Consider the following 14,380-nt stretch of genomic DNA (forward strand, 5'->3'; position numbering starts at 1 on the left):
GCGCGCACCCTTTCGACGATCCCCGCCCCGAAGGAGCTTTCATGGAGCAGGTGGCGCCCGCCCGTTCGGCCGAGCAGCGCAAGCAGGACACCCTCGCCCGGCTGGAGACGGACGTCGACGCGTGGGTGGCGACGGCCGGGCCCGGAGGCGGGCAGCCGTATCTCATGCCGCTGTCGTTCCTGTGGCAGGACGGAACGGTCTACGTCTCCACCCGCGCCACGAACCCGCTCGCCCGCAACCTCGTCGCCACCGGGAAGGTGCAGCTGACCATCGGGGGCACCCGGGACGTCGTGCGGATCGTGGGCGAGGCCGAGGTGCTGCCCGACGCGGAGGTCACGGCCGCGTTCGGCGACACGTTCGCGAAGAGGTCCGGGTTCGACCCGCGCACCTGCGACGGGCCGTACCCGTACTTCCGGATCCGCCCGCTGCTCATCCAGGCATGGCGCGAGGTGAACGAGATCGCCGGCCGGGACCTGATGCGCGACGGCGAATGGCTCGTCGCGGGCTGACACACGTGTGCCCCTCGCCGCGCGGGCGGCGAGGGGCACAGCGGGCTGTTCGGGACGCGTCAGCCGACCGGGGCCGGCTCCTTCTCGCCGACGGCGTCGCCGGACGCCGTGTTCTCGGCGTGCCAGTCGGCGTTGTCGGCGAGCGGCTTCTCCTTCAGGACGAAGGCGAGGACCAGGCCGACCGCGAAGACGGGCACCAGGTACAGGAAGATCGGGACGAGCGCTTCCTGGTACGAGGTGACGACGGTCTCGCGCAGGTCCGTGGGGAGGGCGCGGACCAGGGCGGGGGTGAGCGAGTCGCTGTCGCCGACCTTGGCCGCGGCCTCCGCCGGGATGCCGGCGGCGAGCTTGTCTGTGAGGCGGCTGGCGAACACGGCGCCGACCACGGCCACGCCGAGCGTCGCGCCGATCTCCCGGAAGAAGTTGTTCGCGGAGGTGGCGGTGCCGACCTCCGAGGCCGGGAAGTCGTTCTGCACGGCGAGGACCAGGGTCTGCATCATCAGGCCGACACCGGCGCCCGCGAGGCCGACGTAGACGCACACGAGCCAGACCGGGTCGGAGACGTCCAGGGTTGACATCAGGTAGGCGACGATCATGATGACGGCGGTGCCGGCGATCGGGTAGATCTTGTAGCGGCCGGTCCTGGACATGATCGCGCCGGACGGCAGGGCGGTGGCCATGATGCCGACGACCATGGGGATCAGCAGGAGGCCGGACTCCGTGGCCGTCTTGCCGTAGACCATCTGCAGGTACGTGGGCATGTAGCCGACGATCGCGAACATGCCGAGGCCGATGACGATCATGCCGAGCAGCGTGGCCACGTTGAAGATCGGGCTGCGGAACAGGTGCGGCGGGATCACCGGCTCGGCGACGCGCTTCTCCACGGCGAAGAACAGGATCCAGGCGACCACCGCGCCGACGCCGAGGCCGATGACCAGCGGGTCGGACCAGGCGTACTGGGTGCCGCCCCAGCTCGCGAAGAGGACGGTGCAGGTGACGGCGGCGGCCATCAGCGCGGTGCCGAGGTAGTCGAGCGTGACCTGAACGGCCTTGCGCGGCAGCTTGATGGCGACGGCGGCGACGAAGAAGGCGAGGACGCCGAGCGGCAGGTTGACCCAGAACGCCCAGCGCCAGGAGTGCTCGTCGGTGAACCAGCCGCCGAGCAGCGGCCCGACGACGGAGGACAGACCGAAGACGGCGCCCATCGGCGCCATGTACTTGGCACGCTCGCGCGGCGGCACCAGGTCGGCGATGATCGCCTGCGAGGTGATCATGAGGCCGCCGCCGCCGAGACCCTGGAGGGCGCGGCCGGCAATCAACGTGCCCATGTTCTGGGCGAGTCCGCAGACCACCGAGCCCACCAGGAACAGGGCTATGCCGGCGAGGAAGATGTTCTTGCGGCCCATGAGGTCGCCGAGCTTGCCGTAGACGGGCATGCCGATGGTGGCGGCGAGGATGTACGCGGTGGTGATCCACGCCATGTGCTCGATGCCGTTGAGCTCGCCGACGATGGTCGGCAGGGCGGTCGACACGATGGTCTGGTCGAGGGCGCCGAGCAGCATGGTCAGCATCAGCGCGGCGAAGATCAGCCCGAAGTTGTGCGGTTTGGCGGTGCTTTCGACGGACTCGGTGTCGATGCCCTCGGCTGCGGGGGCGTGCGTCATTGCGTGGTTCTCCGATGTACGGGTGCGGATGTGTCTGCTGACCGTGCGGCCGCGGGGAGAGCGGTGGCCGCGTACGGGTGGTGCGGGGTCCGGGGCAGCGGTGCGGGGCGGCCGCTCGGGGGTGGCCGCTCGGGGCGGTCGTGGAGTGTGGGTGCGCCTACCGCACCGCGGCCTGCCCGAGCAGGGTGCGCAGTGTCGTGAAGGAGTCCCGCACACAGGTGGCGGGGCCGCCCTGGTGGTCGCTCGACTGCGACCACCGTTTCAGCGCGCTGCGGACGGTCGCCATGGCGATGCCCGCGAGCAGTTCGGCGGTCTCCCCGTCCGCGGGGGTGCCGGTGCGCCGGGCGATGGTGCCGGCGAGGTCGCGCTCCACCGCTTCGCACTGGGCGAGGAAGGTGGCGAGGACGGACGGCACGCCTTCGGCGATGCGCAGCATGTCCTCCAGCTCCCGGGGGCTCGGGGTGGCCTCCTGGAGGTGGTCGGCGAGCACGTCGCCGAGGTCGCGCAGGACGGCGTCGGTGTCCTGGCCGGTTCCTCTCGCGAACCGGTCCGCGAGGGCGGCGGGCAGGGTGCCGGGCAGGGCGAACAGCGCGGCTTCCTTGCTGGGGAAGTAGTTGAAGAAGGTACGGGGTGAGACCCCGACCTCCGTGCTGATCATCTCGACCGTGACGTGCGCGAAGCCGAGTTCGCGGACGAGCCGCACCGTGGCGGCGTGCAGTTCGGCCCGCGTACGGCGGCGCCTGCGGGCGCGCAGCCCTTCGGCGGGGGCGCTCTGCTGCGGGTCGGTGGTGATCACGCCGAGGATTCTTGCACACCGTGCAAACTTGCGGTCACTCCACCCCCGGGCCTGTGGCGATGTACAGGGCCGCCCGTCCGGGCTAGCCTGATATGTCCGTATTGCCGGAACGATCTGGGGATTCCGATGCGCGCACGTCCAGCCACGGCGGCCACCATCGCCGCAGTCGTCCTGACCGCTCTCGCCGCCCCCGCCGCCTGGGCGGGAGCCTCCGCCGCGAAGCCGTCGCCCTGCGCCGAGAAGAACCTGACGGTGCGCGCCGAGCCGTCCGACGACAGCGACGGTGTGCTGAAGCTGAGCGTCCGCAACGATTCGGCGCGGGCCTGCCTCGTCGACCGCGTCCCGACCGTCACGTACGGCGACCTGGACGGGGCGGCCCTCCCGGTGCCGGCGATGCCGCACGCGGGCCGGACCCTGGCCGCGCACGGCACGGCGCACGCGGCGGTCCGCTCGATGTCGGACTCCGAGGACGGCGAGAAGGAGGCCCGCACCGTGATGTCCGTGCACGTGGCCGCCGTCCCGGACCATGACGGCCGTACGTTCCAGGTGCTGAAGCTGGGCGCCCCGGCCGGGCTGCGCGTCTGGGAGCCGGTGACGACCCTGTGGCAGACGTCCGCCGGCCGGGCGGCCGAGGTGCTCCAGGAGGAGACGACGGGCCGGGGCGTCCTCGCCGTCTAGCCTGGCGGCGCCCGAAGCCGGGGTATGTCCAGGGCCTGGCGGCGTCCAGGGCCCGGCGTCCCGTTCCCTCCCCGTCCCGGGTGTCAAGCAGGGCGGCCGGGACCGATGCGAAGGCGGCCCCTTACCGTCACTTCCTGAACCGCCGGTACCAGCCAACTGCCCACTCTGGGCGTTTTGTTGGGTCTACGGCCGCGTAATCGCCGCGAAGTTCGGTCACAACTCTTGACGCCCGTTTCACGTACCTGAAACATGCGTCGCCAGGAGAGCGCTCCCACACCCCCACTCGTTCACTTCATGAACCAGGAGAGCCGCTGTGACCCACCTCCCCCTGCCCCCCTCCCGCCGCACGGTCCTCGGCGCGGCCGCCGTCTCCGCGGCACTGCCCGTGCTCGGCTCGACGGTCGCGTCCGCGGCGCCGGCCGCGTCCTCGACGGCATCGGCGAAGCCGCTTGCCGGTGGCGGCGATCTCGGCCCCAACGTGATCGTCTTCGACCCCTCCACCCCCGGCATCCAGGCCAAGCTCGACGAGATCTTCAAGAAGCAGGAGACAGCGCAGTTCGGCACCGGCCGCTACGCGCTGCTCTTCAAGCCGGGTACCTACAACGGCCTCAACGCCCAACTGGGCTTCTACACCTCGATAGCGGGCCTGGGCCTGTCCCCCGACAACACCACCATCAACGGGGACGTCACGGTCGACGCCGGCTGGTTCAACGGCAACGCCACGCAGAACTTCTGGCGCAGCGCGGAGAACCTGGCGCTGGTTCCGGTCAACGGCACGAACCGGTGGGCGGTCGCGCAGGCGGCCCCGTTCCGCCGGATGCACGTGCGCGGCGGCCTCAACCTGGCGCCCGCCGGCTACGGCTGGGCCAGCGGCGGCTACATCGCCGACAGCCGGATCGACGGCAGCGTGGGGCCCTACTCCCAGCAGCAGTGGTACACCCGTGACTCGTCCGTCGGCGGGTGGGCCAACGCCGTCTGGAACATGGTGTTCTCGGGCGTCGAGGGAGCGCCCGCGCAGGGCTTCCCCAACCCGCCGTACACCACGCTGAACACCACGCCGGTCTCCCGCGAGAAGCCGTTCCTGTACCTGGACGGCGCCAACTACAAGGTCTTCCTGCCGGAGAAGCGGACCAACGCGCGCGGCACGAGCTGGGGCAACGGCACACCGCGCGGTACGTCGGTACCGCTCACCCAGTTCTACGTCGCCAAGCCGGGGGACAGCGCGGCCACCATCAACGCCGCCCTGTCCCAGGGGCTCCACCTGCTGCTGACGCCCGGCGTCTACCACCTGAACGCGCCGATCCAGGTGAATCGCGCGGGCACGGTCGTCCTCGGTCTCGGCTACGCCACGCTCGTGCCCGACGGCGGAGTCACCGCGGTCAAGGTGGCCGACGTCAACGGCGTACGGCTCGCCGGATTCCTCATCGACGCCGGGACCGTCAACTCCCCCACTCTGCTGGAGGTCGGCCCGCAGGGCGCGTCCGCCGACCACTCGGCCGACCCGATCACCGTGCAGGACGTGTTCGTGCGGATCGGCGGCGCGGGCGCGGGCAAGGCGACCACCAGCATGGTGATCAACGCGCGGCACACCATCGTCGACCACACCTGGGTGTGGCGCGCGGACCACGGCGCGGGCGTGGGCTGGGAGACGAACCGCGCCGACTACGGCATCGTCGTCAACGGTGACGACGTACTGGCCACCGGCCTGTTCGTCGAGCACTTCAACAAGTACGACGTGCAGTGGAACGGCCAGCGCGGGCGCACGATCTTCTTCCAGAACGAGAAGGCGTACGACGCTCCCAACCAGGCGGCGATCCAGAACGGCTCGGTGAAGGGGTACGCCGCGTACAAGGTCGCCAACTCCGTGACCAGTCACGAGGGTTGGGGCCTCGGCTCGTACTGCTACTACAATGTGGACCCGACGATCCGGCAGGGCCACGGCTTCGCGGCGCCGAACACGCCGGGCGTGAAGTTCCACGGCCTGCTGGTGGTGTCGCTGGGCGGCAACGGCCAGTACGAGCACGTGATCAACAACATCGGGGCCGCCACCTCGGGCACCTCCACCGTGCCGTCGACGGTGGTGTCCTACCCCTGACCGGGGTCACACCCCGGTCAGCCGCGCCGTCCTGGGGCGGGCCGCCCCGATGAGCGAGTCGTCGTGGACCCGGGCACCGGGCAGCCGGTGCCTGGCCGCGATGAGGGCGGCGTCGATGTCACGGGTGCCGGTCGCGACACAGAGCGTGTAGGTCACGTCGTCCAGGCGGCGCCGCGCCTCGGCGCCGCCCTCGTCGGCGTCGAGCAGGCTGAGCGCCTCGTACTCGCGGACGAGATCGGCCAGCAGGGCGGGGTGGGCCAGCAGCATCGTGAGGGCTCCTTGTCGTCGCGGGGTCCTCGCCCTTGTGCCCCGCCGATCACCACACAAACGGACGGAAGTACCCCGCCTTGAGGCGGCCTTGAGGCCCGCGCGCCATGCCGGCCGCTACACCGTGGAGGGCGTGGGCGCCGCCTCCACGGCGAGGAGTGTGGCGTCGTCCTGCAAAGGACCCCGTACGTAGTGCAGCAGATCCGCGGCGAGGGCCGCGGTGAAAGCGGCGAGAGGGACCTCGCTCAGCTCGGCGGCGCGCTCGGCGAGGGGGTAGAAGGTGCCGGTGGCGTCGCGCGCCTCGGAGGCGCCGTCCGTGTGCAGCAGCATCCGGTCCCAGGCGGTGTGCGGGACGGGCTGGGCGGCGCACCAGCCGTGCGCGAGGTCGAGCAGGCCGAGCGGGGGCGCCGGAGCGGGGACGGCGGCCGGCACCGCGCCGCCGCCGCGCAGCAGCAGAGGCGGCGGGTGACCGCAGCAGACGAGCTCGGCGGAGCCGTCGGGGGCGACGCTCAGCAGGGTCGCGGTGACGAACCTGTCGGGTTCCTCGGAGTGGGCGACCAGAGAGTGCAGGCGCACCGCAAGCACCTCCAACGACCGCTGCCGTACAGCCAGTTGACGCCAGGCGTCGAGAACGGCGTCGGCGGTGCGGGACAGCTCGGGGCCCTTGCCCATGACATCCCCGATGAGCAGCCGGGTGCCGAACGGCGTGGCGACGGCGCCGTGCACGTCGCCGCCCCTGCGGTCGTGCCCGGCGCCCGAGGTCAGACGGCGGGCACAGACGCTGAGGGTGCCGACCGTCTCAGGGAGGGGGCTCGTCGTACGCGGACGGGTGGTCATGGGAGCCTTCCGAGGGCGAGCCGGGCGGGCGGTTCCGGCGGGAGAGGGCGTGGCTGTTTCGATGTTCCGGAGAGTGTAGTCATCCGGGAGCGCTCTGTGACGGTTTCCCCGAAGCATGCACCGAATGTGCCCGGGGCATTCCGATCGTGGCACGCGCGCGGCCCTCGGGAGAAGGAAGTTTCCCGTTTTCGTCCCCCGTACGAGGGGTGGTCCGGTGAGCCGCCCGGTGCGCGGCGGGGCCGGACGCCGGGGTTCCACCGCCCAAGGCGTGACGAAGCAGGTCATGACGGCGGCCGGGGCCGCTACGGTGAGTACAAGGACGTGCGAGGTCCCGTGGAGGGCGGATGGGCGACGATGCTGCACGGGGGCCCGGGCCGATGCCGAGGCTGCGGCTCGACGAACTGCTCGAGGAACTCCAGTCGCGGATCGATGCCGTGCGCGGCACCCGCGACCGCCTCCAGGGTCTGCTGGAGGCGGTCCTCTCGGTCGGCCAGGAGCTGAACCTCTCCCAGGTGCTGCGCCGCATCGTGGAGGCGGCGGTGGTCCTGGTCGACGCCGAGTACGGCGCCCTGGGCGTGATCGGCGAGGACCGGCGCAAGCTCTCCCAGTTCCTGCCCGTCGGCATCAGCGACCACCTGCGGGCCCGCATCGGCGACCTGCCCTCGGGGCACGGCCTGCTCGGTGAGCTCATCCGGCACCCGGAGCCGCTGCGACTGCCCGAACTCGCCGACCACCGGGCCTCGTCGGGGTTTCCCCCGCACCATCCGCCGATGCACACCTTCGTGGGCGTTCCGATCCGGGTGCGCGACGACGTGTTCGGGAATCTGTACCTCACCCAGAAGCGGGGAGGCATGGACTTCGATGACGAGGACGTGGCGGTACTCCAGACGCTGGGCGCCGCCGCGGGCGTCGCGATCGAGAACGCACGGTTGTACGAGGAGGTGCAACTGCGGGAGCGCTGGCTGAGGTTGAGCGCCGAGTTCACCGGCAGCCTGCTGTCCGGCGCGGCGGAGATGCCGGTGCTGCGGCTGATGGTGGAGCGCGCGCGGGATATCGCCGCCGCGGACCTCGGCATGGTGGCGCTCGTCATCCCGGACAGCGAGGAGCTGCACGAGACGCTGGCCCTCGGCCAGCACGCGGCGCCCCACCACGATGTGACGCTGCCACGCAAGGGCACCTTCGCGGGCGCCGCACTGGCCGCCGGGGAGCTGGTCACGTCGGACGACGTGCGCCAGGACCCGAGGATCACGTACCAGCCGGCCCGCTGGGAGGGGCTCGGCCCCGCCGTCGCCGTGCCCATCGGCACCCCCGCCACCGTGCGCGGCGTGCTGACACTCGCTCGCCGGGCGGATCAACAGCCCTTCTCCGCCGCCGAGTTGGTGCCGCTGGTCGGGTTCGCCGGCCAGGCCGCGCTCGCCCTGGAGCTGGCGGACCGGCGCCGCGACGCGGAGCAGATGAGCCTGCTGGAGGACCGTGACCGTATCGCCCGGGACCTGCACGACCTCGCGATCCAGCGGCTCTTCGCGACGGGCATGACCCTGCAGAGCGCCCAGCGGTTCGTCCAACATCCGCAGGCGTCGGAGCGGCTGACGCGGGCCGTGGACGACCTGGACACCACCATCAAGATCATCCGTTCCACCATCTTCGGACTGCGCGAGCAGGAGGCGCCGCCGACCGGCGCCGGACTGCGGATCCGCACGGTGCGGGCCGTGGAGGACGCGGCGCGGGTGCTCGGCTTCACCCCGGCGCTGCGCATGGAGGGCCTGATCGACGTGGACGTGCCGGCGCCCGTCGCCGACGACGTCGTGGCGGTGCTCGGCGAAGCGCTGACGAACGTGGCGCGACACGCGCGGGCGTCCTCCGCCGAGGTGGCGCTCGTCGTGCGCGGCGGCGCCCTGTCCCTGACCGTGGAGGACGACGGTGTCGGCATCCCGGACGTGGCGGACGAGCACCGCAGCGGCCTGGCGAACATGGCGGCGCGCGCCCGCGACCGGGACGGCACACTGACCGCCACGGCGCGGGAGAGCGGCGACGGCGCACGCCTGACCTGGCACGTCCCGTTGCGGCACGAGGACTGAGACGCCGGTCACCGGGGGCGCGGCGGCAGCCGGCTGGCCATCACGGCCGCCTGGATCCGCCGCTCCACCCCGAGCTTGGCCAGCAGCCGCGAGATGTTGTTCTTCACCGTCTTCTCGGAGAGGAACAGCCGCAGGCCGATCTGCCGGTTGGTGAGCCCCTCCCCCACGAGGGCCAGGATGTCCCGTTCCCGCTCGGTGAGGCCGGCGATCCGGCCGTCGGCCGTGGTGTCACCGTCCTCCTGCTCCGCGCCGCGGGCCTCGGGTCCGCGCAGGCTCCGCATCAGCCGCGCCGTCGTCGCCGGATCGAGCATCGACTGGCCCGAGGCGACGGTGCGTACGGCGGAGACCAGGTCGGAGCCCTTGATCTGCTTGAGCACATAGCCGGCCGCGCCCGCCATGATGGCGTCGAGCAGCGCATCGTCGTCGTCGAAGGACGTCAGCATCAGACAGCTCAACTCCGGCTGCATGGAACGTAGTTCCCGGCAGATGGTGATGCCGTCGCCGTCGGGCAGCCGGACGTCGAGCACGGCCACGTCGGGCCGTAGCGCAGGCCCCCGGACGAGGGCCTGCGCCGCGGTGGCCGCCTCCCCGACGACCTCCATGTCCGGCTCGGCGCCGAGCAGGTCACGCAGGCCGCGGCGGACCACCTCGTGATCGTCGAGGAGCAGGATGCGAATGGGACGGTCCGCGGAGAAAGCGGGTGGCTGAGGCATACGTCCCCCTCGGATGTGATGTCCCTCGATCATGTGACGGTGAGGGGTGATCCGCCAGGGCCGAACGGTCCCGATCGCTGAGGTCCTGCGGGGCCGTCAGGCCGCGTCGTAGCCGTAGGGGGCGTACAGGTCGAGCAGCCGGGAGCGAGTGACGCTCAGCCGGTGGGCGAGGATGCCGCCGACCCACTGGGCGACGAACGAGCCGAGCCCCGGGTCCGAGACGCACATCAGACGCACGGTCACGGCGTCGAACTCGTGGGCGCGCACCGGGGTCTCGGTCTGCGCTCCGAGCTGCCACACGTACGGCGGGAACAGCCAGGACCAGCCGATGAGTTCGCCGCGTCCGAGCGATTCGACGATGGGCGCCCGCCGGCCCGGCACCCGCATGTCGAGGGCGACGCTGCCGCTGCGCACGATCCAGAAGCGGTCCGCCCGCGAGCCCTCCTCGAAGAGCCGACGGTCCTGCGGGAACGCCACCTCGCGGGAGATCCTCATCAGCCGGCCGCGGTGCTCATCGGACAGGGTCTGGCTCATGCGCGGGGCCATGGTGGTCATGAGCTGCCTCCTTTCGGGGGCACGGCACGGTGGCGGGGAACGCTTCCCTCCGGCGTCCGCCACCCGGGCCGCGTGGGTCGGTACGGGGCCCGATGGCGGTCGTCGCGATTTCCGGACTGCCGCCGTGCGATACCTCGACGATCGCGGCCCGGTGCCGCCCGGACCAGGGGCCGAACGGCTCTGGCCAGGGGGCCTCTCGGATCCGGGTCGGGTCCGGTCCGGGTCGGATCCGGTCCGGGTACGGGGGTGGGTGTCGCGGTGATCGTGCGCGCGGCCCGGCCGCAGCCCACGGGGGCCGAACGTCCCCCGCCCGAGGGCCGGTCCGCCTCTCCCTGCGGGAACGGCGCGGATGACAAGGTCCGAGGCACGCCTGATCCTGCACGCAACGGCGTGCCCGGCGCACGGGGTCCCCTGTGCACCCGGTTCCTGGGACGGACACGCGTGACCGCTCTTTTGCGTGGAACCCGCTGCGGAGCACATCACCCATGCCATCGAGAGGTCCCGTCATGACCAGCATGCGCGTCCTGACCGTCGGGACGGACGGTTCACGCGAGAGCATGTACGCCGCCGACTGGGCGGCTCGCGAAGCGTTGCGCCGCGGCCTGCCCCTGCGTCTGCTGCACGCCGACAGCGGCGAGCGGCCGGCGCCGCCGCCACCCGACGTCGACCTTCCCGGACGCGGGGTCCTCGACCGCGCCGCGCTCCAACTCGCCTACCTGCACCCCTCGTTGGAGATTTTGGCGCGCCGCCGGCCCGCGCCCGCCGTCGCCGCGCTCCTGGAAGCGGCCGCCGAGTCCGAGACACTGGTGCTTGGCTCGCGCGGCTTCACCGGGTACTCCGGGTTCCTCGTCGGCTCGGTGGCGCTCGCCGTGACGGCGCGGGCCGAGCGGCCGATCGTCCTGGTGCGGGCCGGCGGGCTCCCGCAGGACGAACAGGCCGTTACCGGCGGCGGGTTCCTGCCGGTGGTGGTGGGGCTGGACGTGACCGGGCCCGCCGACGAGGTGCTCTCCTACGCCTTCGAGGCGGCGGCGCTGCGCGGTACGGAACTGCACGCCCTGCACGCGTGGATGCTGCCGCCTCTGCGGAGCGAGGCGTCCGGAGCGGCCCCGCGGGGGGACGCGGCGCGTCGGGAGACGCTGCGCCGCCGGGCTCTCGCGGGCGCGCTCCAGGTGTGGCACGCGAAGTACCCGGAGGTGCCTGTGGTGCAGCGCCTGGTGTACGGGCAGGCGGCCCACCACCTCATCAAGGCGTCCACGGCGGCCTGCCTGACGGTGATCGGGCGCGGCCTCGACGCGGGCCGGCTGGGCCGTACGGGCCACTCGGTGGTGCACCACGTGACCAGCCCGGCGGCCGTCGTCCCCCACACCTGAGGTCCGTGGGGCTGCGCGCGCCGCGCCGCCGCTCGTAGGCTCGGTCCCACGCGACCGAAAGGCAGTGGCGCCCCATGCCCACGTTCCGTCCCGCCCCGGCCTGGCTCTCCGACGCCGTGTTCTACCAGATCTATCCGCAGTCGTTCGCCGACTCGAACGGGGACGGCGTCGGCGATCTGGGCGGCATCGTCGAGCGGCTCGACCATCTGGCCTGGCTCGGGGTCAACGCCGTCTGGATCAATCCCTGCTTCGTGTCGCCCTTCCGCGACGCGGGCTACGACGTCGCGGACTACTTCTCGGTGGCGCCGCGCTACGGCACCGACGACGATCTCGCCGAACTGGTGGACCTCGCGGGACGGCGCGGCATCAGGGTCCTCCTCGATCTGGTCGCCGGGCACACCTCCGACCAGCACCCGTGGTTCCGCGCGGCCGTGGACGACCCCGCCGATCACCGCTACATCTGGAGCGCGGACGGGGTCCCCGACGGTTTCGTGCCCTCCCCCGGCTCCCGGCCCGGCGCGTATCTGCCGAACTTCTTCGACTCGCAGCCCGCTCTCAACTTCGGTTACGCGCGCGAGAGCGCGGCCGAGCCGTGGCGGCAGCCGGTCGACGCCGAGGGGCCGCGCGCCAACCGCGCGGCGCTGCGCGCCGTCATGGACCACTGGCTGCGCCGGGGCCTGGCCGGGTTCCGGGTGGACATGGCGGCGTCGCTGGTGAAGGACGATCCGCAGAAGCGGGCGACCTCGCTGCTCTGGACCGAACTGCGGCACTGGCTGGACCGCGCCCACCCGCAGGCCGTGCTGCTGTCCGAGTGGGGCGACCCGCAGGTCTCCGTGCCGGCCGGTTTCCACGCCGACTTCTTCCTCCAGTTCGGCGGTCCCACGGACGGCCTGGCGATGCGCTCGCTGTGGAACAACGGGGCCGGCACGAGGAACGAGGCGTGGGCGCCGCTGGACTGCTTCTTCGACGCGTCGGGGCTCGGCTCGCCCAGGCCGTTCGTCGAGGCGTGGCGCGCGGCGACCAGCGCCCTGGGCGAGACCGGATTCGTGTCGCTGCCCACCGCCAACCACGACTTCTCCCGCCTCAACTGCGGCCCGCGCGACGCCGGTCAGCTGCCGGCGGCGTTCACCTTCCAGCTCACCTGGCCGACGCTGCCCGCGATCTACTACGGGGACGAGATCGGCATGCGGTACGTGCCCGGTCTGCCCGACACGGAGGGCAGTGTGCTCGGCCCGTACTACAACCGGGCCGGTTCCCGTACGCCGATGCAGTGGGACGAGGGCCCCGGCGCGGGATTCTCCGCCGCACCCGAGGACCGCTTCTACCTGCCGCTCGACCCGGACCCGCGGCGCCCCACGGTCGCCGCGCAACGCGCCGACGAGGGCTCCCTGCTGCATCTCGTACGGCGTCTCGTCAAGCTGCGGACGTCCACCCCGGCCTTCGGTCCGCGGGCGCCGGTCGAGGTGCTGCACGAGGGCCACCCGTTCGTGTACGTGCGCGGGGCACGGTTCCTCGTGGTGGTCAACCCCGCTGCCGAGGCCCGGAGTTGGGCGGCATCCGACGCGTCGCGCCTGGCGGGGGCGCGGGCCGTGGAGGTGTCCGGGGTGCGCGTGGCCGCGGACGGCACAGCTGTCGAGGCGGACGGATTCGCGTACGGCGTCTTCGCACTGACGAGGAGCTGAGACATGGCCGCGACGATGAGTGCGTACCCCGGCCGGGCGGGGCCCGCGGCGGTCGGGGCCCGGGGCGGTCGCGATGGGGAACGCTCGCGGCCGGGAGCGATGACCCGGATCGACACACGGCCGTAAATGATCAACACTTCACTCCATGCGATACGGCGTCAATCTCCTCAACTTCGGCTCCGGAACGACCCCCGAGAGCCTGGTCCGTCAGGCCACGGACGCCCGTGACCTCGGCTTCACCTTCGCGATGATCTCGGATCACATCGCGGTCACCCCGGATGTGCACGCGGCCTATCCGGCCCCGTTCTACGACCAGTTCCTGGCCGCGGCCCATCTCGCCGGGCGGGTGCCCGGTCTCGCTCTCGGCACGACGATCACCGTGATCCCCTATCGGCATCCGCTGCAGACGGCCCGGCTCGCCGCGAACCTCGACCGGATGACCGACGGCGGCTTCATCCTCGGTGCGGGCGTCGGCTGGTCGGCCGCCGAGTACCGCACCCTGGGCGTGCCGTTCGAGGAGCGCGGGGCGATCACGGACGAGTACCTCGCGGCGATCCGGGCGGCGTGGACCCAGGACCCGTGCACCTTCGAGGGGCGGTACGTCTCCTTCGAGGGCGTCCGCACGGCACCGGCCCCCGCGACCTCCCCGCACCTGCCGGTCTGGGTGGGCGGCGATTCCCCCGCGGCACTGCGCAGGGCGGCGCGGCTCGGCGAGGCGTGGCACCCGTTCCGCCCGACGCTCGCGGCGCTGCGCCGGCAGTTGCCCCGGCTGGCCGAGGAGGCCGACCGGGCGGGGCGCCCGACACCGGAGTTCGCGCCCCGCATCCAGGTGGCGGTGGGGGCGGTGCCGGAGACGGAGGACCGGCCGCTGGGGCACGGCAGCATCGAGCGGATCCGGGCCGATGTGGAGACGCTCGCCGAACTCGGGGCCACCCACGTGCTCTTCGACACGTACCCCGGGGACCCCGCCTCGCGCGGCAGCGCCGAGGACGACCGGCGCGTACTCGAACTGATCAGCTCCAGCCTTCCCGCGGGCACCGACTCGCGCTGAACCGCCCTGACGTCCGGGGCCCTGCCCGACCGCTCGAAGCGGATGCCTCCGTCACGCAAACGAACCGCAAGTCTTGCGCTAATCT

Annotated in this window: 13 protein-coding genes; 7 read left to right on the forward strand and 6 right to left on the reverse strand. The window is 72.3% G+C overall.

Annotation, left to right across the window (positions count from 1 at the left end; translation table 11 throughout):
* Window positions 1–41: 41 nt before the first annotated feature.
* A complete protein-coding gene (locus tag ACZ45E_RS01065; protein ID WP_468214940.1) occupies window positions 42–509 on the forward strand; it encodes a pyridoxamine 5'-phosphate oxidase family protein in 468 nt (155 codons plus the stop codon).
* 59 nt (window positions 510–568) lie between these two features.
* On the opposite strand, the gene ACZ45E_RS01070 is transcribed toward ACZ45E_RS01065, so the two are convergent.
* Complete coding sequence (locus ACZ45E_RS01070; protein WP_468214942.1) at window positions 569–2,173, reverse strand: MDR family MFS transporter; 1,605 nt, start codon at window positions 2,171–2,173, stop codon at window positions 569–571.
* 157 nt (window positions 2,174–2,330) lie between these two features.
* Window positions 2,331–2,969, reverse strand: a complete 639-nt coding sequence (locus tag ACZ45E_RS01075; protein ID WP_468214945.1) for a TetR/AcrR family transcriptional regulator — start codon at window positions 2,967–2,969, stop codon at window positions 2,331–2,333.
* Window positions 2,970–3,095: 126 nt separating this feature from the next.
* Between ACZ45E_RS01075 and ACZ45E_RS01080 the strand changes: the two genes are divergently transcribed.
* Both ACZ45E_RS01080 and ACZ45E_RS01085 read left to right on the forward strand, forming a co-directional pair.
* A complete protein-coding gene (locus ACZ45E_RS01080) occupies window positions 3,096–3,647 on the forward strand; it encodes a DUF4232 domain-containing protein (RefSeq protein WP_468214947.1) in 552 nt (183 codons plus the stop codon).
* Between the two features lie 313 nt (window positions 3,648–3,960).
* Window positions 3,961–5,742, forward strand: coding sequence for a coagulation factor 5/8 type domain-containing protein (locus ACZ45E_RS01085; RefSeq protein WP_468214949.1), 1,782 nt, complete (start codon window positions 3,961–3,963; stop codon window positions 5,740–5,742).
* Between the two features lie 6 nt (window positions 5,743–5,748).
* On the opposite strand, the gene ACZ45E_RS01090 is transcribed toward ACZ45E_RS01085, so the two are convergent.
* Both ACZ45E_RS01090 and ACZ45E_RS01095 read right to left on the reverse strand, forming a co-directional pair.
* The gene (locus ACZ45E_RS01090) at window positions 5,749–6,009 is read right to left on the reverse strand and encodes a DUF5133 domain-containing protein (protein WP_468214952.1); all 261 of its coding nucleotides are present in this window, start codon (window positions 6,007–6,009) and stop codon (window positions 5,749–5,751) included.
* A gap of 117 nt (window positions 6,010–6,126) precedes the next feature.
* Window positions 6,127–6,846, reverse strand: a complete 720-nt coding sequence (locus tag ACZ45E_RS01095; protein WP_468214954.1) for a PP2C family protein-serine/threonine phosphatase — start codon at window positions 6,844–6,846, stop codon at window positions 6,127–6,129.
* A 344-nt stretch (window positions 6,847–7,190) separates the two neighbouring features.
* Between ACZ45E_RS01095 and ACZ45E_RS01100 the strand changes: the two genes are divergently transcribed.
* Complete coding sequence (locus ACZ45E_RS01100; protein WP_468214956.1) at window positions 7,191–8,924, forward strand: sensor histidine kinase; 1,734 nt, start codon at window positions 7,191–7,193, stop codon at window positions 8,922–8,924.
* An 8-nt stretch (window positions 8,925–8,932) separates the two neighbouring features.
* Here ACZ45E_RS01100 and ACZ45E_RS01105 read toward each other — a convergent pair whose 3' ends face one another.
* Both ACZ45E_RS01105 and ACZ45E_RS01110 read right to left on the reverse strand, forming a co-directional pair.
* Complete coding sequence (locus ACZ45E_RS01105; protein ID WP_468214958.1) at window positions 8,933–9,637, reverse strand: response regulator; 705 nt, start codon at window positions 9,635–9,637, stop codon at window positions 8,933–8,935.
* Window positions 9,638–9,733: 96 nt separating this feature from the next.
* Window positions 9,734–10,192, reverse strand: coding sequence for a cyclic nucleotide-binding domain-containing protein (locus ACZ45E_RS01110; protein ID WP_468214960.1), 459 nt, complete (start codon window positions 10,190–10,192; stop codon window positions 9,734–9,736).
* Between the two features lie 506 nt (window positions 10,193–10,698).
* On the opposite strand from ACZ45E_RS01110, the gene ACZ45E_RS01115 reads away from it, so the two are divergent.
* From ACZ45E_RS01115 to ACZ45E_RS01125, 3 genes are all read left to right on the forward strand, one after another.
* Window positions 10,699–11,562: a universal stress protein gene (locus tag ACZ45E_RS01115; protein WP_468214964.1), complete on the forward strand. Its 864-nt coding sequence runs from the start codon at window positions 10,699–10,701 to the stop codon at window positions 11,560–11,562.
* A 74-nt stretch (window positions 11,563–11,636) separates the two neighbouring features.
* Window positions 11,637–13,244 carry an alpha-amylase family glycosyl hydrolase gene (locus ACZ45E_RS01120; protein WP_468214966.1) on the forward strand — a complete coding sequence of 536 codons (1,608 nt, stop codon included), beginning with the start codon at window positions 11,637–11,639 and terminating at the stop codon, window positions 13,242–13,244.
* 145 nt (window positions 13,245–13,389) lie between these two features.
* The gene (locus tag ACZ45E_RS01125; protein ID WP_468214968.1) at window positions 13,390–14,295 is read left to right on the forward strand and encodes a TIGR03619 family F420-dependent LLM class oxidoreductase; all 906 of its coding nucleotides are present in this window, start codon (window positions 13,390–13,392) and stop codon (window positions 14,293–14,295) included.
* Window positions 14,296–14,380: the final 85 nt, after the last annotated feature.

It is taken from the genome of Streptomyces sp. NPDC030991, assembly GCF_055571235.1.